Origin of the sequence: Streptomyces sp. NPDC085596 (assembly GCF_044541565.1) — a bacterium.
In the GTDB taxonomy this organism is placed as follows: domain Bacteria; phylum Actinomycetota; class Actinomycetes; order Streptomycetales; family Streptomycetaceae; genus Streptomyces.
The window spans coordinates 16,099-31,884 of record NZ_JBITTC010000001.1 but is presented as its reverse complement, the minus strand read 5'-3'; the positions used below and the strand labels follow the sequence as shown (position 1 = coordinate 31,884).

The 15,786-nt window shown below is 70.8% G+C and carries 21 protein-coding genes; 14 read left to right on the top strand and 7 right to left on the bottom strand.

Annotated elements, in window-relative coordinates; translation table 11 throughout:
• Positions 1-65 precede the first annotated feature (65 nt).
• Together hemC and ACIGA3_RS00175 are read right to left on the bottom strand one after the other, a co-directional pair.
• Positions 66-998, bottom strand: coding sequence for a hydroxymethylbilane synthase (hemC, locus tag ACIGA3_RS00180; RefSeq protein ID WP_399708464.1), 933 nt, complete (start codon positions 996-998; stop codon positions 66-68).
• 76 nt (positions 999-1,074) lie between these two features.
• Positions 1,075-1,980, bottom strand: coding sequence for a LysR family transcriptional regulator (locus ACIGA3_RS00175; RefSeq protein ID WP_399708461.1), 906 nt, complete (start codon positions 1,978-1,980; stop codon positions 1,075-1,077).
• Between the two features lie 70 nt (positions 1,981-2,050).
• Between ACIGA3_RS00175 and ACIGA3_RS00170 the strand changes: the two genes are divergently transcribed.
• Both ACIGA3_RS00170 and ACIGA3_RS00165 read left to right on the top strand, forming a co-directional pair.
• Complete coding sequence (locus ACIGA3_RS00170) at positions 2,051-2,980, top strand: NAD-dependent epimerase/dehydratase family protein (RefSeq protein ID WP_399708458.1); 930 nt, start codon at positions 2,051-2,053, stop codon at positions 2,978-2,980.
• Between the two features lie 28 nt (positions 2,981-3,008).
• Positions 3,009-3,902, top strand: a complete 894-nt coding sequence (locus ACIGA3_RS00165; protein WP_399708456.1) for an aldo/keto reductase — start codon at positions 3,009-3,011, stop codon at positions 3,900-3,902.
• On the opposite strand, the gene ACIGA3_RS00160 is transcribed toward ACIGA3_RS00165, so the two are convergent.
• Complete coding sequence (locus ACIGA3_RS00160) at positions 3,871-4,062, bottom strand: DUF397 domain-containing protein (protein WP_399708453.1); 192 nt, start codon at positions 4,060-4,062, stop codon at positions 3,871-3,873. The genes ACIGA3_RS00165 and ACIGA3_RS00160 overlap by 32 nt on opposite strands.
• Complete coding sequence (locus ACIGA3_RS00155; protein ID WP_399710735.1) at positions 4,059-4,886, bottom strand: helix-turn-helix domain-containing protein; 828 nt, start codon at positions 4,884-4,886, stop codon at positions 4,059-4,061. Before ACIGA3_RS00155 ends, ACIGA3_RS00160 begins: the two co-directional genes overlap by 4 nt.
• A gap of 154 nt (positions 4,887-5,040) precedes the next feature.
• Here ACIGA3_RS00155 and ACIGA3_RS00150 point away from each other — a divergent pair, with 154 nt between their 5' ends.
• The 8 genes from ACIGA3_RS00150 (at position 5,041) to ACIGA3_RS00115 (ending at position 10,678) form a co-directional block, all read left to right on the top strand.
• Positions 5,041-5,475 (top strand): ATP-binding protein, encoded by a 435-nt coding sequence (locus tag ACIGA3_RS00150; protein ID WP_399708450.1) that lies wholly within the window; start codon positions 5,041-5,043, stop codon positions 5,473-5,475.
• A 4-nt stretch (positions 5,476-5,479) separates the two neighbouring features.
• Positions 5,480-5,665: a hypothetical protein gene (locus ACIGA3_RS00145; RefSeq protein ID WP_399708447.1), complete on the top strand. Its 186-nt coding sequence runs from the start codon at positions 5,480-5,482 to the stop codon at positions 5,663-5,665.
• Positions 5,666-5,862: 197 nt separating this feature from the next.
• Positions 5,863-6,567, top strand: a complete 705-nt coding sequence (fabG, locus tag ACIGA3_RS00140) for a 3-oxoacyl-[acyl-carrier-protein] reductase (protein ID WP_350908392.1) — start codon at positions 5,863-5,865, stop codon at positions 6,565-6,567.
• A gap of 5 nt (positions 6,568-6,572) precedes the next feature.
• Positions 6,573-7,340, top strand: coding sequence for an enoyl-ACP reductase FabI (gene fabI / locus ACIGA3_RS00135; RefSeq protein ID WP_030815619.1), 768 nt, complete (start codon positions 6,573-6,575; stop codon positions 7,338-7,340).
• 204 nt (positions 7,341-7,544) lie between these two features.
• Entirely contained in the window at positions 7,545-8,294 is a 750-nt protein-coding gene (locus ACIGA3_RS00130) for an ABC transporter ATP-binding protein (protein WP_399708444.1), read from the top strand.
• The gene (locus ACIGA3_RS00125) at positions 8,285-9,601 is read left to right on the top strand and encodes a hypothetical protein (protein WP_399708441.1); all 1,317 of its coding nucleotides are present in this window, start codon (positions 8,285-8,287) and stop codon (positions 9,599-9,601) included. The genes ACIGA3_RS00130 and ACIGA3_RS00125 overlap by 10 nt, the downstream gene beginning before the upstream one ends.
• 4 nt (positions 9,602-9,605) lie before the next feature.
• Positions 9,606-10,196 carry a hypothetical protein gene (locus tag ACIGA3_RS00120; RefSeq protein WP_399708438.1) on the top strand — a complete coding sequence of 197 codons (591 nt, stop codon included), beginning with the start codon at positions 9,606-9,608 and terminating at the stop codon, positions 10,194-10,196.
• A 140-nt stretch (positions 10,197-10,336) separates the two neighbouring features.
• Positions 10,337-10,678, top strand: coding sequence for a hypothetical protein (locus ACIGA3_RS00115; RefSeq protein ID WP_399708435.1), 342 nt, complete (start codon positions 10,337-10,339; stop codon positions 10,676-10,678).
• Here the strand turns inward: ACIGA3_RS00115 and ACIGA3_RS00110 are convergent.
• Complete coding sequence (locus ACIGA3_RS00110; RefSeq protein ID WP_399708433.1) at positions 10,656-11,348, bottom strand: FadR/GntR family transcriptional regulator; 693 nt, start codon at positions 11,346-11,348, stop codon at positions 10,656-10,658. The genes ACIGA3_RS00115 and ACIGA3_RS00110 overlap by 23 nt on opposite strands.
• A gap of 103 nt (positions 11,349-11,451) precedes the next feature.
• Here ACIGA3_RS00110 and ACIGA3_RS00105 point away from each other — a divergent pair, with 103 nt between their 5' ends.
• From ACIGA3_RS00105 to ACIGA3_RS00090, 4 genes are all read left to right on the top strand, one after another.
• The gene (locus ACIGA3_RS00105) at positions 11,452-12,726 is read left to right on the top strand and encodes a CynX/NimT family MFS transporter (protein ID WP_399708430.1); all 1,275 of its coding nucleotides are present in this window, start codon (positions 11,452-11,454) and stop codon (positions 12,724-12,726) included.
• Positions 12,727-12,785: 59 nt separating this feature from the next.
• Positions 12,786-12,905, top strand: a complete 120-nt coding sequence (locus ACIGA3_RS00100; protein ID WP_254641075.1) for an SGM_5486 family transporter-associated protein — start codon at positions 12,786-12,788, stop codon at positions 12,903-12,905.
• A 170-nt stretch (positions 12,906-13,075) separates the two neighbouring features.
• Positions 13,076-13,273, top strand: coding sequence for a hypothetical protein (locus tag ACIGA3_RS00095; RefSeq protein ID WP_399708427.1), 198 nt, complete (start codon positions 13,076-13,078; stop codon positions 13,271-13,273).
• 80 nt (positions 13,274-13,353) lie between these two features.
• Complete coding sequence (locus ACIGA3_RS00090) at positions 13,354-13,872, top strand: SixA phosphatase family protein (protein ID WP_399708424.1); 519 nt, start codon at positions 13,354-13,356, stop codon at positions 13,870-13,872.
• A 67-nt stretch (positions 13,873-13,939) separates the two neighbouring features.
• Here ACIGA3_RS00090 and serB read toward each other — a convergent pair whose 3' ends face one another.
• Both serB and ACIGA3_RS00080 read right to left on the bottom strand, forming a co-directional pair.
• The gene (gene serB / locus ACIGA3_RS00085; protein ID WP_399708421.1) at positions 13,940-15,163 is read right to left on the bottom strand and encodes a phosphoserine phosphatase SerB; all 1,224 of its coding nucleotides are present in this window, start codon (positions 15,161-15,163) and stop codon (positions 13,940-13,942) included.
• A gap of 177 nt (positions 15,164-15,340) precedes the next feature.
• Positions 15,341-15,748 (bottom strand): hypothetical protein, encoded by a 408-nt coding sequence (locus tag ACIGA3_RS00080; RefSeq protein WP_399708419.1) that lies wholly within the window; start codon positions 15,746-15,748, stop codon positions 15,341-15,343.
• Between the last annotated feature and the right edge of the window lie 38 nt (positions 15,749-15,786).

The following is a 15,786-nucleotide window of genomic DNA, read 5'->3' as shown; positions in this document are numbered from 1 at the left end:
GTTCCTCCTGCACGGGGTGGGGTGCTCTGGAGGATACGTCGCTCCGGTGACCGGTCCCGGTCGGCTCAGTGGGCGATGCCGTCGATGAGTTCCCGCGCGCCCTGGCGGAGCAGAGCGACGGCGACGGAGGTGCCGAGTGTGGCGGGGTCGAGGCGTCCGGCCCATTCGTGCGCCTGGAGGACGGTCTTGCCGTCGGGGGTGAACACGGCGGCGCGCAGCGAGAGTTCACCGGAGCGCTCGGTGCGGGCGTACCCGGCGATCGGTGAGTTGCAGTGTCCCTGGAGGACGTGGAGCAGCATCCGTTCGGCGGTGGTCTCGCGGTGGGTGGCCGGGTCGCCCAGTCCGCTGACGATGTCGACCGTCTCGGTGTCGTCCTCGCGGCACTGGAGGGCGAGGACGCCCGCGCCGATCGGCGGGAGCATCGTCTCCAGCGTCAGCACCTCGGTGACGGCGTCCATCCGTTCGATGCGCTCCAGCCCGGACACGGCCAGGATCAGCGCGTCGGCGTCTCCCGCCGCCATCTTCTCCAGGCGCTTGTTCGCGTTGCCCCGGATGGGCACACAGTCGAGGTGCGGGTGGGAGGCGGCGAGCTGCGCGACACGGCGCACGGACGAGGTGCCGATCCTGGTCCCGTCCGGGAGCTGGTCCAGGGTGCGGCCCTGCGGGTCGACCAGGGCGTCCCGGATGTCGTCCCGCTTGAGGTAGGCGGCGAAGAGGGTCCCTGCCGGGATGGGGCGGTCGCCGGGCACGTCCTTCATACAGTGCACGGCGAGGTCGGCGTCGCCCCTGAGCAGGGCGGCATCCACCTCCTTGGTGAAGGCTCCCTTGCCTTCGACCGCCGCGAGGTCCCCCATCCACCGGTCGCCGGTGGTGGTGACCGGCAGCACCTCGGTACGCACGTGGGGATGGAGCACGGCCAACTCCGCGCGGACACGCTCCACTTGGGCGAGCGCCATGGGGGAGTTGCGGGAGACGATGCGAATCAGGTCACCGGGCATGGGGGCACGATAGTGCCTGGGCGAAGCCTCCCTCGCCACCCCGGGGAGGAGTCGTCCGCAGTCGTGAGGCCCTCGCTCAACTCGCCGCCGCGGCCCCGTCCTGAAGTGCCCGGAGCAGCGTCGCCACGGAAGGGTGGTGGCCGCGGCCTTGTGGCACGGCGACGCCGATGTGACGAGCGGGCGCCGGCGGAGAGACCGGGACGACCCGCAGCCCCGGCAACGTCGAGGCCAGTGCGATGGAGGGGATCAGGGAGACACCCAGGCCCGCAGCGACGAGCGAGCAGGCGAAGAAATAGTCAGTCGTCGTGCCGCGTACCTCCGGTGTGAAACCCGCTCGTTCCGCGTACCGACGCAAGTACGCCTCGGTCTTGAGGCAACCGAGCACCCAGGGCTCCTCCGCCAGCTCGGCGATGTCGAGCGTCTGGCGGTCGGCCAGGGGATGTGCCTCGGGAAGGACGATGTGCAGGGGGTCCGCCATCAGCGCGGTCCATTCCACCGCTGTCCTCCGGCCCGGCCGGCCGGGCAGTGGCCCGTCGAAGTGGTAGGTGAGGGCGGCGTCCACGGCACCCTGACGGACCAGCAGCAGGCCCTCCTCCGGTTCGGCCTCCCGGACATGGACCACGGTGCCGGGATGGGCGGACGTCAGCCGGGAGAGGGCGCCGGGCAGCAGGAGGCGGCCCCCACTGGTGAACGTGGCGACGGTGAACTGGGTAAGGCCGGTGCCCAGCCGGTCGATCTCCCGCCTGGCGTGCGTCAGTTCGGCGGCCACCGACTCGGCGGCGCCCACCATGATGTGACCGGCCTGGGTGAGGGTCACCCCCCGGGTACTGCGCTCCACGACCCGCGTACCGAGGCTGCGCTCGAGGGCCGCGACGTGCTGGGAGACGGCCGAGGGGGTCAGGCGCAGGGCAGCCGCCGCCTGATTGAAACTGCCGTGCTCCGCAACCGTCCGCAGCACGCGCAGCCGCTGTACGTCGATCAACAGTGATCCTTAATACGTACCCACCAAGTCATGACTTCTGCTGGTGACTTTAGGTGCCCAGGATGAGGGCATGCAAAGGATCTGCGTCATCGGCGGAAACCGGTACTTCGGCAAACTCCTGGTCCAGCGCCTGCGGGCCGCCGGACACCACGTCACGGTGATCAACCGTGGCTCCGCTCCGCCGCCCGACGGCGTCGAGCACCTCGTCGTCGACCGCGACGACGAGGGAGCCCTCACCGCCGCCCTCGCCTCGCGCACCTTCGACGCGGTCGTCGACCAGGTCTGCTACACACCGGTGCAGGCCACCGCCGCCGCCCGCGCCTTCCGGGGCCGCACCCGCCGGTACGTCATGACGTCCACCATCGAGGTCTACGACCCCGCGACCGCCGCGCTGCCCCTCTTCCCGCCCGGCACACCGGTGCCGGAGGAGGCCGTCGACCCGGCCACCTGGCCCGTGCGCACGGATCTGCCCTGGCACGACGCCGCCTACCTGGAGGCGCACTACGCCGAGGGCAAGCGCCAGGCGGAAGCCGCGTTCACCCGGCACGCCGGTTTCGCGTTCGTCCCGGTACGCGCCGCCCATGTACTCGGCGGCGGCGCGGAGGAGTTCACCGGCCGACTGGCCCACTACGTCGAGCGCGTCACCGAGGGCAGACCGGTCGTCGTGCACCCCGCGATGCTGCCCTCCGTCTTCATCCACTACCGGGAACTGGCCGACGTGGTGTTCTGGGCCACCTCCACGGACTTCACCGGCCCGTTGAACGCCTGCTCGGACGGCCTGTTCGACGCACGCGACCTGAGCGCGGTGATCGCCGCGCGGACCGGCCGGGAGCCGTCGTACCGGACCGCCGCCCCGGGTGAGGCAGCCTCGCCGTTCTCCTTCGACCGCCACTACGCCATGAGCAACGCCCGGGCGAAACGGCTGGGGTTCACCTTCTCCCACACCGCCGAGTGGCTGCCCGGCGCCGTGACCGAAGTCCTTGCCGCACCGGCACTCTGAACCCGTACCCGTACCGGAGGACGTGCAGATGAAGTACCGCCGCCTGGGGAGCACCAAGGTCAGCGCGATCGGCCTGGGCGCCATGCCCCTGTCCATCGAGCACCGCCCGGACGAGGACCGGGCCGTCGCGACCGTCCACGCCGCCCTCGACGCGGGCATCACCCTCATCGACACCGCCGACAGCTACTACTGGCATGCCGGCGAACGTGGCCACAACGAACTCCTCGTCGCCCGCGCACTCTCCCGTTACGGCGGCGACACCTCGCACGTCCTGGTCGCCACCAAGGGAGGCCGGGGCCGCTCGGGTGACGGCGGCTGGACGGTGAACGGCGCTCCCGCGCATCTGAAGGCCGCCGCCGAAGCCTCCCTCGCCCGACTGGGAGGAGAGGTGATCGGGCTGTACCAGCTCCACAAGCCCGATCCCGACGTGCCCTGGGCGGAGTCGGTCGGCGCGCTGCGAGAACTGTTCGAGGCCGGCACGATCCGCTTCGCGGGGATCTCCAACGTGACCACGGACCAGATCCATGAGGCCCACGCCATCCTCGGCGACGCGCTGGTCTCGGTGCAGAACCAGTACTCGCCCGCCGTCCGGGACGCGGAGCCCACGCTGGAGCTCAGCACCCGGCTCGGACTGGCCTTCCTGCCCTGGAGCCCGCTGGGCGGCATCTCGCGCAGCGCGCTGGACGGGCCGTCCGGATCGACCTCTGCGGGTACGCCCTTCCACCGCATCGCGGCCGAACGCGGGGTCAGTGTGCAGCGGGTCGCTCTGGCGTGGCTGCTGAGCCGCTCCCCGGCGGTGATCCCGATACCGGGGTCCGGCCGCCCGGCTTCAATTCAGGACTCGGCCGGAGCCACGGAGATCGAACTCAAGCCGGCGGAACTGGCGGAACTCAGCTCCGCGGGGGCGCGTCCGCGAGGGTAGTGAACGCGGTCCACGCCTCCGGCGTGACGGTGAGGGGGGTGATGCGGGGGTCTTTGGAGTCGCGGATGTGGATCGCACCGGGGCGCATGGCGACCTCGACACAGTTGCCGCCACCCGTGCCGCTGTAGCTGCTCTTGAACCATGTCAGTTCGGTGCTCATAGCGCTCCTTGCAGGTCTCTCAGCACTTTCGCGGTGGCCAGGTGCCCCAGCGCCTGTGAGCGCATCTTCCCATAGCGTTGAAGCATGGAACTCACCAATTTGGGCTGGCTGAGCAGGGTGCTGCAATCGTGCCCTTCGATGTACCCGACCCACTGGTGACTGTCGCGTTCGGCGAGGTACATCTGCCCGTCGATGCCGCAGTGGTCCACCTGGTGGAGCGGCATGAGGAGGATCTCGACGTTCCGTCGGCTGCCCTGCTCCAAGAGGTTTCTGGCGACGTCCCGCGTCACTTCCACGCCGCCGAGACCGCGCGTCAGTACGGCCTCTTCGATGAGGAAGGAGAACGCCGTGTTCGGACGTTCGTCCAAGATGCGCTGGCGCTCCAGCCGAGCGGCCACCTGCTGCTCGAACTGCTCCTCCGACAGGGGAGGGATCTGCTGGTCGAACACCGCGCGGATGTAGCTCTCCGGCTGTAACAGCCCCGGAATCACTCGGCATTCGTAGGCGTACAGGGAGATCGCTTCCTCTTCGATCCCCGCCCACTGCTGAAACCAGGTCGCCAGCCCCGACCGCCTCGTCAGGGTCTTGGCCGCCGCAGTGAGAACCTTCGCCGCGTCCTCACCCAGGACGCCCGCCACTCGCGCGGGCAAGTCCGCCGGAGGAAACCGTTTCCCCTGCTCGATCTTGGCGATGTAGGGCGCCGAGTACTGCACCCGGAGAGCGAACTCCTCCTGAGTCAGGCCCCCTTGGTCTCGCAGTGACTTGAGTACCGCGCCGAACATCTTCAGGCTGTCGGAAGCTTCCGCCCCGTGTTCTGCCACCATCGCCGCCCACCTTTCGCGCACCCCGCTCAACCCGGCCGATCCGCTCATCGTCACGGGGAGTAACCCACCCAGTCCAGAGTGTGCACTGATACAAGCGGAGTTGTATGGGCTTCGTTCCTGTTGGCCCCCCGGAGGGACTCCCCACGCTGGACGTATGTCGCCCACACCCGCCCAAGAGGCAGTCACCGTACGTACGTTCGCGCAGCGTTTCTCCGCCACCCGCCGGGGTGCGCGGCTCGCCCGCCGCCTGGCCGTGCACCAGTTGGACCAGTGGGGCCACCCGTACGGCACCCCCCTCTCCGAGGCCGTCGCCCTCGTCGTCGCCGAACTCGCCGCGAACGCCGTACTCCACGGCCGCGTACCCGGCAGAGACTTCGAACTCCGCCTCCACCACACACCCGACCGCGTAAGGATCGAGCTCTCTGACACCCACCCCGCGCACCCCAAGCTCCCCGCCCAGGACCCCACCGCCGAGGGAGGCCGGGGCCTCCTTCTGATCGACGTCGTAGCCACCCGCTGGGGCACCAGCCCCCGAAACGGCCCCGGCAAGACCGTATGGGCGGAGTGCGCCGCAATCGGGTCGAGGTGAGGACGTGATCGCCGTACAGCCGTCGGCCGAGAGCCCCATGGGTCGGTATGCGCACCTGGTGGCTCAGGGGAAGATCAAGCTCAAGCCGGTCACCGCTGCCGACCGGCACGCCATGCCGCACTACGAGGTACCCGGAGACGTAGACCCCCTGGCGCTGCTCTTGGCCGAGCGCGAGGAGGGCGGCCGTTGATCTAAATGGACACGACCGCGCGACTGCGCCGTCTGTAGGAATCCGACAGGAGCGAGGATGTGTCACTGTCGGTGCCCGATTGTCCGTGGTCGTGGCTGGACCGATAGGTTTTCGGGGAAGCCGCCTGTCCCGCCCGGCACCCGGGTGACCGGGCGGATTGTCGGAACGTTGTAGACCGCTGATGAAAGGGTGATCCGTTGAGCCGCTCGGTTCTCGTCACCGGAGGCAACCGGGGCATCGGCCTCGCCATCGCCCGCGCTTTCGCCGACGCCGGCGACAAGGTCGCCATCACGTACCGCTCGGGCGAGCCCCCGGCGGGCTTCCTGGCCGTCAAGTGCGACATCACCGACGCCGAGCAGGTCGAGCAGGCGTACAAGGAGATCGAGGAGCGGCACGGCCCCGTCGAGGTCCTGATCGCCAACGCGGGCGTCACCAAGGACCAGCTGCTCATGCGCATGTCCGAGGAGGACTTCACCTCGGTCATCGACACCAACCTCACCGGCACCTTCCGGGTGGTCAAGCGGGCCAACCGGGGCATGCTGCGGGCCAAGAAGGGCCGCGTCGTCCTGATCTCGTCCGTGGTCGGTCTGCTCGGCTCGGCGGGGCAGGCGAACTACGCCGCCTCGAAGGCCGCGCTGGTCGGCTTCGCGCGCTCCCTCGCCCGTGAGCTGGGGTCGCGCAACATCACCTTCAACGTCGTCGCCCCCGGCTTCGTCGACACCGACATGACCAAGGCGCTCACCGACGAGCAGCGCAAGGGCATCGTGTCGCAGGTGCCGCTCGGCCGGTACGCCGAGCCGGAGGAGGTGGCCGCGGCGGTGAAGTTCCTCGCCTCGGACGACGCCTCGTACATCACTGGAGCCGTCATTCCCGTTGACGGCGGACTGGGAATGGGTCACTGAACACCATGAGCGGAATTCTCGAGGGCAAGCGCATCCTGGTCACGGGCGTGCTGATGGAGTCCTCCATCGCCTTCCACGTCGCCAAGCTGGCCCAGGAGCAGGGCGCCGAGATCATCCTGACCGCGTTCCCGCGGCCCACGCTGACCGAGCGCATCGCCAAGAAGCTGCCGAAGCCGGCGAAGGTCATCGAGCTGGACGTCACCAACGAGGAGCACCTCGCGCGCCTGGCCGACATCGTCGGCGAGGAGCTGGGTGGCCTGGACGGCATCGTCCACTCCATCGGCTTCGCCCCGCAGGACGCGCTCGGCGGCAACTTCCTGAACACCCCGTTCGAGTCGGTCGCCACCGCGATGCACGTCTCGGCGTTCTCGCTGAAGGCTCTCACCATGGCGTGCCTGCCGCTGATGCAGAACGGCGGCTCGGTCGTCGGCCTCACCTTCGACGCGCAGTACGCCTGGCCGCAGTACGACTGGATGGGCCCGGCCAAGGCCGCCCTGGAGGCCACCAGCCGCTACATGGCGCGCGACCTGGGCAAGCAGAACATCCGCTGCAACCTCATCTCCGCGGGCCCGATCGGCTCCATGGCCGCGAAGTCCATCCCCGGCTTCTCCGACCTCGCCGCCGTCTGGGACTCCCGCTCCCCCCTGGAGTGGGACCTCAAGGACCCCGAGCCCGCCGGCAAGGGCGTCGTCGCCCTCCTCAGCGACTGGTTCCCCAAGACCACCGGCGAGATCATCCACGTCGACGGCGGCCTGCACGCCATCGGCGCCTGAGCCACACCGCACGCACGAGGCCCGTACCCCACAGGGGTGCGGGCCTCGTCCTGTAGCAGAGGGTGCCAATGATCAACTTGTCCGGGTAACTACCCGAATTCCAGCCGGACTTGATCACGAGTGGATCACGCCGGCCACGAGCCGCTTTCGCTCGGTGTGAACACCAGGTGAAGCTTGGGCACTCCCCGTCAGAGAGCACGCGCCATGCCCATCGGCTTTCACTCGGCTGCGTTCGGCTACCGTCGCCGCAGTCCGGTCATCCAGGACTTCACCTTCGCCTTCCCTCCCGGCCGGACCGTGTTCCTCGGCCCCAACGGCGCGGGCAAGTCGACGGTCCTGTCCCTGGCCGCTTCAGTGCTGCGTCCACAGTCCGGCACCGTCACGTACGGCGGGCGAAGGACCGACCGGCGCGGCGACCTCGCCGAATACCGCCGGAGCATCGCGTGGCTGCCCCAGCGCATCGAGTCGGTTCCCCGGCTGACCGCCCGCGAACAGGTTGCCTACGTCGGCTGGCTGAAAGGCATGAACCGCAGGGACGCCTGGGACGCCTCCCTCGGTGCTCTCCAGCGGGTCGAGCTCGCCGACTTCGCCGGCCGGAAAGTTCACCGGTTGTCCGGCGGGCAGCAGCGCCGGGTCGGCGTCGCACAGTCACTGGTGCACGAGGCCGAAGTCCTTCTCCTGGACGAGCCGACCGCCGGCATGGACCCGCGCCAGCGACGCGTCTTCCACGAGATCCTCGCCGGGCTCGACCAGCACGTACTGCTCTCCACCCACGATGTCGCCGATCTGGAGGACACCTACGACCACGTCGTCGTGCTCGACGGCGGAACCGTCCGGTTCGCCGGCGCGGTACGCGAGTTCCACGCCATGGCACCGCCCGGCACCGCGCCGGGCCGCCTCGCTGAAGCCGCGTACTACGCCACGGTCCAGGACGAGGAGGGCGCATGCGCTTAGCGACAGCGCTGCGCACCACCAGCGTCGTCTGGGTCGCGCCTCTGGTCCTCGCGTGGGTCTGGCTCGTCAGCAGCCACGAGGCCGCGAACGAACCGGCCTACTGGGCCGGCAACACCGCCCTGGTCGGGCACACCCTGCCCTTCTACGCCCCGGCCTGCGCGGCCTTCGCGGCGTGGGAGGCCGGGCGGCTGAGGAGGGCGGGCGTCCATCGGCTGGCACCGGTGCGCGGCAGATACGCGATCGCGCTCAGCGCCCTGTGGCCCGTGGTACTCCTCGGAGTGACGGCGGTCCTGGCGTGCCTGCTGACCGTGCGCCTGGCCACCGGCGCGGCACATGACTGGCCGCACCCGGGCGTACTGGCCATGGCCGGGTACCTCATCACCGTCCACACCGTCATGGGCTACGGGCTCGGCATGCTGCTCCCGCGCATTCTGGCCACACCGCTGATCCTCGTCGTCGACTACCTGTGCCTCGTCATGCCGGTCACGGTCGTCGACCCGATGTGGCTGCGGGAACTGACCGGATGGCTCGACGCCCCCTACGGGGACCTCACCATCACCATGAACCCGGTGGCGCTCGCGGTCCCGATGGTGCTGGCCACAGGCATCCTGGCCGCTGTCCTGGTCAGTGCCGAGATCGCCCGGTGGCGTAGCCCCCGCGTCGTACGCGCCGGCGCCGCGACCGCCGCATCCCTGGTCTGCCTGAGCGTGTTCACCGTCTCGGCCGTGCTTCCCGTGCGTGACTGGAACGGTGACCCGCCGCCGCGCCCCCGCGCCGACCCGCCCGTGTGCGCGGGCAACTCACCCCGAATCTGCGTCCCCGTCGAAGCGGCCGGCAGCCTGGAGCCGCTGTCCGATGCCGCGAAAGAGGTCGTGCCGCGCCTCGCCGACGCGGGCATGGAGCCACCGGAAGAACTCGCGTTCGTCTCCGAGGCGGCCCGTACCGATGCGCGGACGTGGAAGCTGTTCCTCTATCGCGACATGACTGACGTCGACATGAAGGCGAGCATCGCTGCGTCGGCGCTGCCGACGATGCCCTCGTGCCCCGAGACGTCCGACGTCCGGACCGGCCACGCGGGCACGCTCGCCGCCTGGCTCATGGTCAAGGCGGGCATGAGCGCCGACGAGATCCAGCAGCAGCACGGCCAGAAGCTGGCCGCGGACCCCCAGGTGATGTCCGTCGTGAACAGGGAGACGAAGCTGTCTCCGGACAAGCAGCTGTCGTGGTTCACGCGCAACGCCACGCTGCTTCAGCGGTGCGAGCCCGCTCCGGAGACCCTGCCGGCCGTCGCCAGGAAGGGGGAGTGATCCGATGCGCCTGTGGCTGAGAACGCGATGGCTCACGGTCCTCGCCGCCGCTCTCGCGGCTTTCGCCGCGCTGACCGCGGCGGCCGGTGACACGCTGGTCGATCTTCCTTCCCTGGGCAGCGACGCCGCCCGGCCCCTGGTGCTCTTCGCCCCGCTCCTGGTTTGCATGGGGCTCGCGTTCTGCCTCAGCAGCAGGCTCCCCGCCGCCGAGGCTTCGGGCAGCCGTCCGGTGGCCCGCTTCGACCAGGCGCTGATCCTGACCACCGTCCTGGCCACGGTCGCCGTGGCGCACGCCGTCGCAGTGCTCCTCGATGCCCCGACCGCGAACACCGCCGGGCGCAACACCGCGTTCCTGGTCGGGCTGATGCTCTGCGCCCGCCGGCTAGCGGGCCATCAGGTGGCGGCCATCACTCCCGTCGCATGGGTGATCACGATGATGCTCATCGGCAACACGGGCGGCAACGGTCAGGCCCATCCATGGACGGTCATCCTCATGCCCCCGGACCACCTGGCCGCCGCACTCACCGCAACCGCGGTGCTGGCCCTCGGCGTGGCCACGGCCCCGGCCGCCCCGATGCTCCGCGAGGCGACCTGAGCCGGGGGCACCCCGCTCAGCCGCTCAGCCGCTCAGCCGTTCGGCTCACCGGCCGGGCCGTCCCGGACAGGGCGGGGCACCCTCGTAGTACGCGTGCTCCACGCGCCCCCTCCGCAGCCCTGGCCGAGGAGGTCCCCTACGTGCGTCTTCCCCGCAGCCTGACCCCGGTGACCGCGGCCGCGGCACTGGTCCTCGCCCTGCCCGGCGGAGTCGCCCGCGCCGGTGACGGCAAGCCGCACGCCCCCGACCTCTTCGGCGCGTCCTGCCGGACGAAGGTGGACGGCTCCGAGGTGGTGGCCCACTGCCACAACCCCTACGTGCACATCGACCGGGTCCGGCTGCACATCGAGTGCGCCCGCTGGTGGGACATCGACACCGACAGCGCGCCGGTGGCCGCCGGGCCCGCCATGACCGTGAAGCTGGCCGGGCGGTGCTGGAAGGAGATCCGGGTGGTCTGGATCAGTCACCAGAAGGCGGGCTGACCGGCTCCGGGCGGCACTGGAAGGGGTAGCTCGCCGCCTCGGCGGCCGCCGCCCGCGCGTCCCCGGTGCGGATCGCGTCCACCAGCCGGGTGTGGTCCATGTACGACCGCGGCTCCAGCTCGGCGCCCACGTCCGCGCGCAGCCAGTCCCGCAGCACCTCGCCGAGGTCCGCGTACATCGCCGTCATCACGTCGTTGTGCGACGCGGACACCACGGCCAGGTGGAAGGTCGCGTCGGCCGCCACGAACGCCTCCGCCTCCCCGGCCTCCCACGCCTCCTCGCGCCGGGTCAGCAGCGCGTCCAGCTGCTTGAGGTCCTTCTCCGTACGCCGCTCCGCCGCCAGCCGCGCCGCCGACGACTCCAGCGTGGACCGCAGCTCGGCGATGTGCCGGGGATCGGCGTCGGCGAACCTGCGGTGCATCACCCCGGCCAGCTCGCTCGTCGCCACGACGTATGTGCCGGAGCCCTGGCGGATGTCCAGCAGGCCGTTGTGCGCGAGCGCGCGTACCGCCTCGCGGACGGTGTTGCGGGCCACGCCCAGCTGCTCGACCAGCTCCGGCTCGGTCGGGATGCGCGAGCCGACCGGCCACTCGCCGGACGTGATCTGGGCGCGCAGCTCGGCGATGACCTGTTCGGACAGCGCCGAACGGCGCGGGTGGCTCAGAGGCATGGCTCACCTTGGCACGTGAGTTCCGGCCCGTACGAACCGGCCGGACCGGGGCGCCCCGTACGGAGTCGGCTCCGGAATGGACAACCAATCATCCCATGATTCTATGATGGGCCTCATGGCTGAGGAGACCCGGACGGTGCCGCACCGCCCCGACACCGAGACCCCCGTACCGACCGCCGCTCCGGCGCCGCCCGCCTGGGCCGTGCGCCTGGTCGTCGTCGGCATCGTGCTGGCCGCGGTCAACCTCCGCCCGGCCATCACCAGCCTCGGCGCACTCCTGGAGGAGGTCCGCGACGGGCTCGGCATGAGCGGCGGCGTCGCCGGACTGCTCACCTCCGTGCCCCCGCTGTGCTTCGCCGTCTTCGGTGCCACCGCACCCCGCCTCGCCCGCCGCTTCGGACCGGGCGCGGTGGTCTGCGCGGGCATGACCGCCATCACCGCCGGCCTGCTGATCCGGCCCTACATCGGCAGCACCGCCGGGTTCCTGGCCGCCAGCGCGCTCGCCCTGATGGGCATCGCGGTGAGCAACGTGCTGATGCCGGTCATCGTCAAGCGCTGGTTCCCGGACCGCGTGGGCTCCATGACCGGCCTGTACTCGATGGCGCTGGCCCTCGGCACCTCGGCCGCCGCCGCCGTCACCGTGCCCCTGACCGGCGCCCTCGGCGGCCGCTGGCAGTCCGGGCTCGCCGTGTGGGCGATCCTCGCGGCCGTCGCCGTACTGCCCTGGCTGCCGCTGGTGCGCGAGCGGGTGCCCGCACCGGTGCCGGTTCCGGGCGCGGAGGCGGCTCCCCGGCTGCGGATCGCCCGCAGCCGCACCGCCTGGGCGCTCGCCGTCTTCTTCGGCCTCCAGGCCACCGCCGCGTACATCACCATGGGCTGGATGCCGCAGATCTTCCGCGACGCCGGGGTCCCGGCCGGTACGGCGGGCGTGCTGCTCGCGGTCACCATGGTGATGGGCGTCCCGCTGGCCTTCGTCATCCCGCGTCTGGCGACCCGGCTGCCGCATCAGGGGCCCATCGTGCTGGTCCTGGGCGCCTGCGGCCTCGCCGGCTACGCGGGGCTGTACCTCGCCCCCGCCGCCGGGGCCTGGCTCTGGGCGGTACTGCTCGGCGTGGCCAACTGCGCCTTCCCGCTCGCGCTCACCATGGTCGGTATGCGGGCCCGCACCGGTCCGGGCGTGGCCCAGCTGTCCGCGTTCGCCCAGAGCACCGGGTATCTGATCTCCATCCCCGGCCCGCTGCTGGTCGGCGTGCTCTACCAGCGCACCGGGGGCTGGGGCGTGCCGATCGCGCTCATGGCGGCGCTGATGCTGCCGCAGATGGCGGTCGGTTTCCTCGCCGGGCGCGACCGGATCGTGGAGGACGAGGCCGGGCGGTAGGGGCTGTTTAGGGCGCCCCCGGCGGGCTCCGGCGCGGGGGAGGGTGGGACACTTGCGGCATGCAGCCTGTGCTCGATCCGAACCCGCAGAACGGCCAGAAGAAGATGCTGATCGTCTTCGGCTCGTTCTTCGCCATCTTCGTCGTCATCGGCATCGTCGCGATGATGCTCGCGCCCTGACCCGGCTCGGCCGGGCGCCCGGTGGTGGGGCTTTCCCCACCATCCCCTAGGGGGCGGGGATCAGGGTCAAGTGGGTGGAAGCCCGGATGGGTTGACGGCCGGTGACCGCGTAGCTTCGAGGGGTACGGGGACAGAGGTTCCCGGACGCCTGACGCGCGACGGAGGCGACCATGCCGGTACCCGCCCACACCCGGTCCCACCCCGCCGGTGCCGCCGCCCGGCTGCCCTGGTGGGCGCTGGCGCTGCCCACGCTCGCGTTCGTCGCGCTCCTGCTGCTCATCATGAACCCGTCGGACGCCCACGCGGCGAGCGGCGACCCCGCGCTCGCGCACATACTGGAGCGCGCCCGGCAGCTTGTCGCGCACTGAGCCGACGACCCGCTCGTACCGGTGAATCCGCATGTCAACTCCCTGCGCCAGGTGGCCTGTTTCATGCGAAGCTGGGTGACATGAGCGTCGCTGAACCCCGCAGGATCGTCCTCTTCCGCCATGCGAAAGCCGACTGGCCCCAGGTTTCCGACCACGAGCGCCCCCTCACCGACCGGGGCCGCGCGGACGCCCCCGTCGCAGGCAGCAGGCTGGGTGACACCGGTATCCCGTTCGATCTGGCCGTCTGCTCCACCTCGGCGCGCACCCGCGAGACCTGGAAGCTCGCCGTGCACGAACTGGAGCACCGGCCGAAAACGGTCTATGAGGACCGGGTCTACGAAGCCTCGCCCGGCGAGCTGATCGCCGTGCTGAACGAGACCCCGGACGACGTGCGGAACGCGATCCTCATCGGCCACAACCCCGGTGTGCACAACCTGACCGAGATCCTCGCCGGGACCGTCGAGGGCGACGCCCGTGAGCGGATGAACCGACGCGGCTTCCCCACGTCCGCCTTCGCGGTGCTGACCTTCGACGGCGACTGGAAGGACCTGGAGCCGGGCAAGGCGACGCTGGTGGACTACTGGGCGCCCTCGGAGTGATCTGCCGAGACATGAGCAGGGCCCGGAACCGCGGCGGTTCCGGGCCCTTCCGCTGTCGTTCCCGGTGTCAGTCCTCGTCGTGCGTCTGGGCCGCCTCGACCTCTTCCCGGCTGACGCCCAGCAGATAGAGCACGGTGTCGAGGAAGGGGAAGTTCACCGCCGTGTGCGCCGCCTCGCGGACCACCGGCTTGGCGTTGAAGGCCACGCCCAGACCGGCCGCGTTCAGCATGTCCAGGTCATTGGCGCCGTCACCGATCGCCACCGTCTGCGACAGCGGCACCCCCGCCTCGGCGGCGAACCGGCGCAGCAGCCGCGCCTTGCCCGCCCGGTCCACGACCTCACCGGTGACCCGGCCGGTCAGCTTCCCGTCGACGATCTCCAGCGTGTTGGCGTGCGCGAAGTCCAGCCCCAGCCGGTCCTGCAAGGCATCCGTGACCTGGGTGAAGCCACCGGAGACCACCCCGACCTGGTAGCCCAGGCGCTTCAGCGTGCGGATCAGCGTCCGCGCGCCCGGCGTCAGCCGGACCTCCTCGCGGACCTTGTCCACCACCGAGGCGTCCAGCCCCTTCAGCAGGGCCACCCGCGCGTGCAGCGACTGCTCGAAGTCCAGCTCCCCGCGCATCGCCGCCGCCGTCACCTCGGCGACCTCGGCCTCACAGCCCGCGTGCGCGGCGAACATCTCGATGACCTCGTCCTGGATCAGGGTCGAGTCCACGTCCATGACCACCAGCCGCTGCGCCCGCCGGTGCAGGCCCGCCGAGACCACGGCGATGTCGACCCCGAGCGCCGAGGCGCTCGCCGCCAGCGCGGTGCGCAGCGGCTCCGTCTCCACGCCGGACACGGCGAACTCCACCGCCGTCACCGGGTACTTGGCGAGCCGGAAGATACGGTCGATGTTGCCGCCGGCCTTGGCGATCCGCGCCGCGATGGCCGCCGTCGACTCGGCGGTCAGGGGATGCCCGAGCACCGTCACCAGGGAGCGGCCGACACCGCGCGGACGGTTGTCGCCGTGGCCCGAGATGATCTCGGCCTGCATCTTCATCGACTCGGCCCAGCTGTGCACGGTCGACCGGAGATCACCCTCCAGCCCGTCGGCGGGCTGTGTGACCAGCGCGCACAGCACCAGCCTGCCCCGGGTCACGACCTGCTCGATGTCGACCACGTCGACCTGGAAGGCGGCAAGGGTGTCGAAGAGCCCGGCCGTGATGCCGGGCCGGTCCTTGCCGAATATCTTGACAAGAAGAGTGGGGACCTCAGCGGTCTGCGAAGCGACGATCTGCGAAGCGCTCATGGTCCCACCACCGTATCCGGCACCCGCGGCCCATCGCCCGACAGGTCCGCCAACCGGACGGGGCCCGGCGGGGAGGGTGCTCGGCGCTTGCCGCCCGACGCGGCGGGGCCGCCCGGCGAAGGATCGCCCGACGGCCCCGCATCCCCGGCCCCGCGCCTCAGCGCCGGTCCGGCACGCTCACTCCACGGACCCCCACTCGGCCGGGTACGGCGGCGGCCACGACTTCGAGAAGTCGAACAGCGACTCCCTGTCCATCAGGGAGTACTCCGCCTCACGCCAGCTGGGCGCACCCCCGACCACGAAGCTGCCGTCGTCCGCGATCATCCACGTCCACCGGGCGTCGTCGGCCGACAGCCCGTGCCGCTCGCTCAGCTCGGCGAACTCCGCCTCGGTGGCGCGCCTGATGTGCAGGCCGTCCCGGTAGTACGGCCTGAGGAACATCAACTCCACGTGGCCGATGCAGACCTCCACGCGCGTGGTGGTCTCATCCATGGCGAGCGCCTCGCTCCTCAGCATCAACTGCCGGTGCGAAGGATCGAAACGGACCACTCTGAAGAGCCGACCAGCACGGACGAAGTCGGTCATGGCTTCGACGCTCCTTTGCCGCCTACCGGCACACGACC

Bases quoted from the DNA above. Each gene is read 5' to 3' on its own strand.
- hemC (WP_399708464.1), bottom strand. From the start codon at position 998: ATGCCCGGTGACCTGATTCGCATCGTCTCCCGCAACTCCCCCATGGCG.
- ACIGA3_RS00170 (WP_399708458.1), top strand. From the start codon at position 2,051: ATGCAAAGGATCTGCGTCATCGGCGGAAACCGGTACTTCGGCAAACTC.
- ACIGA3_RS00165 (WP_399708456.1), top strand. From the start codon at position 3,009: ATGAAGTACCGCCGCCTGGGGAGCACCAAGGTCAGCGCGATCGGCCTG.
- ACIGA3_RS00160 (WP_399708453.1), bottom strand. From the start codon at position 4,062: ATGAGCACCGAACTGACATGGTTCAAGAGCAGCTACAGCGGCACGGGT.
- ACIGA3_RS00155 (WP_399710735.1), bottom strand. From the start codon at position 4,886: ATGGTGGCAGAACACGGGGCGGAAGCTTCCGACAGCCTGAAGATGTTC.
- ACIGA3_RS00150 (WP_399708450.1), top strand. From the start codon at position 5,041: ATGTCGCCCACACCCGCCCAAGAGGCAGTCACCGTACGTACGTTCGCG.
- fabI (WP_030815619.1), top strand. From the start codon at position 6,573: ATGAGCGGAATTCTCGAGGGCAAGCGCATCCTGGTCACGGGCGTGCTG.
- ACIGA3_RS00130 (WP_399708444.1), top strand. From the start codon at position 7,545: ATGCCCATCGGCTTTCACTCGGCTGCGTTCGGCTACCGTCGCCGCAGT.
- ACIGA3_RS00125 (WP_399708441.1), top strand. From the start codon at position 8,285: ATGCGCTTAGCGACAGCGCTGCGCACCACCAGCGTCGTCTGGGTCGCG.
- ACIGA3_RS00120 (WP_399708438.1), top strand. From the start codon at position 9,606: ATGCGCCTGTGGCTGAGAACGCGATGGCTCACGGTCCTCGCCGCCGCT.
- ACIGA3_RS00110 (WP_399708433.1), bottom strand. From the start codon at position 11,348: ATGCCTCTGAGCCACCCGCGCCGTTCGGCGCTGTCCGAACAGGTCATC.
- ACIGA3_RS00105 (WP_399708430.1), top strand. From the start codon at position 11,452: ATGATGGGCCTCATGGCTGAGGAGACCCGGACGGTGCCGCACCGCCCC.
- ACIGA3_RS00100 (WP_254641075.1), top strand. From the start codon at position 12,786: ATGCAGCCTGTGCTCGATCCGAACCCGCAGAACGGCCAGAAGAAGATG.
- ACIGA3_RS00095 (WP_399708427.1), top strand. From the start codon at position 13,076: ATGCCGGTACCCGCCCACACCCGGTCCCACCCCGCCGGTGCCGCCGCC.
- ACIGA3_RS00090 (WP_399708424.1), top strand. From the start codon at position 13,354: ATGAGCGTCGCTGAACCCCGCAGGATCGTCCTCTTCCGCCATGCGAAA.
- serB (WP_399708421.1), bottom strand. From the start codon at position 15,163: ATGAGCGCTTCGCAGATCGTCGCTTCGCAGACCGCTGAGGTCCCCACT.
- ACIGA3_RS00080 (WP_399708419.1), bottom strand. From the start codon at position 15,748: ATGACCGACTTCGTCCGTGCTGGTCGGCTCTTCAGAGTGGTCCGTTTC.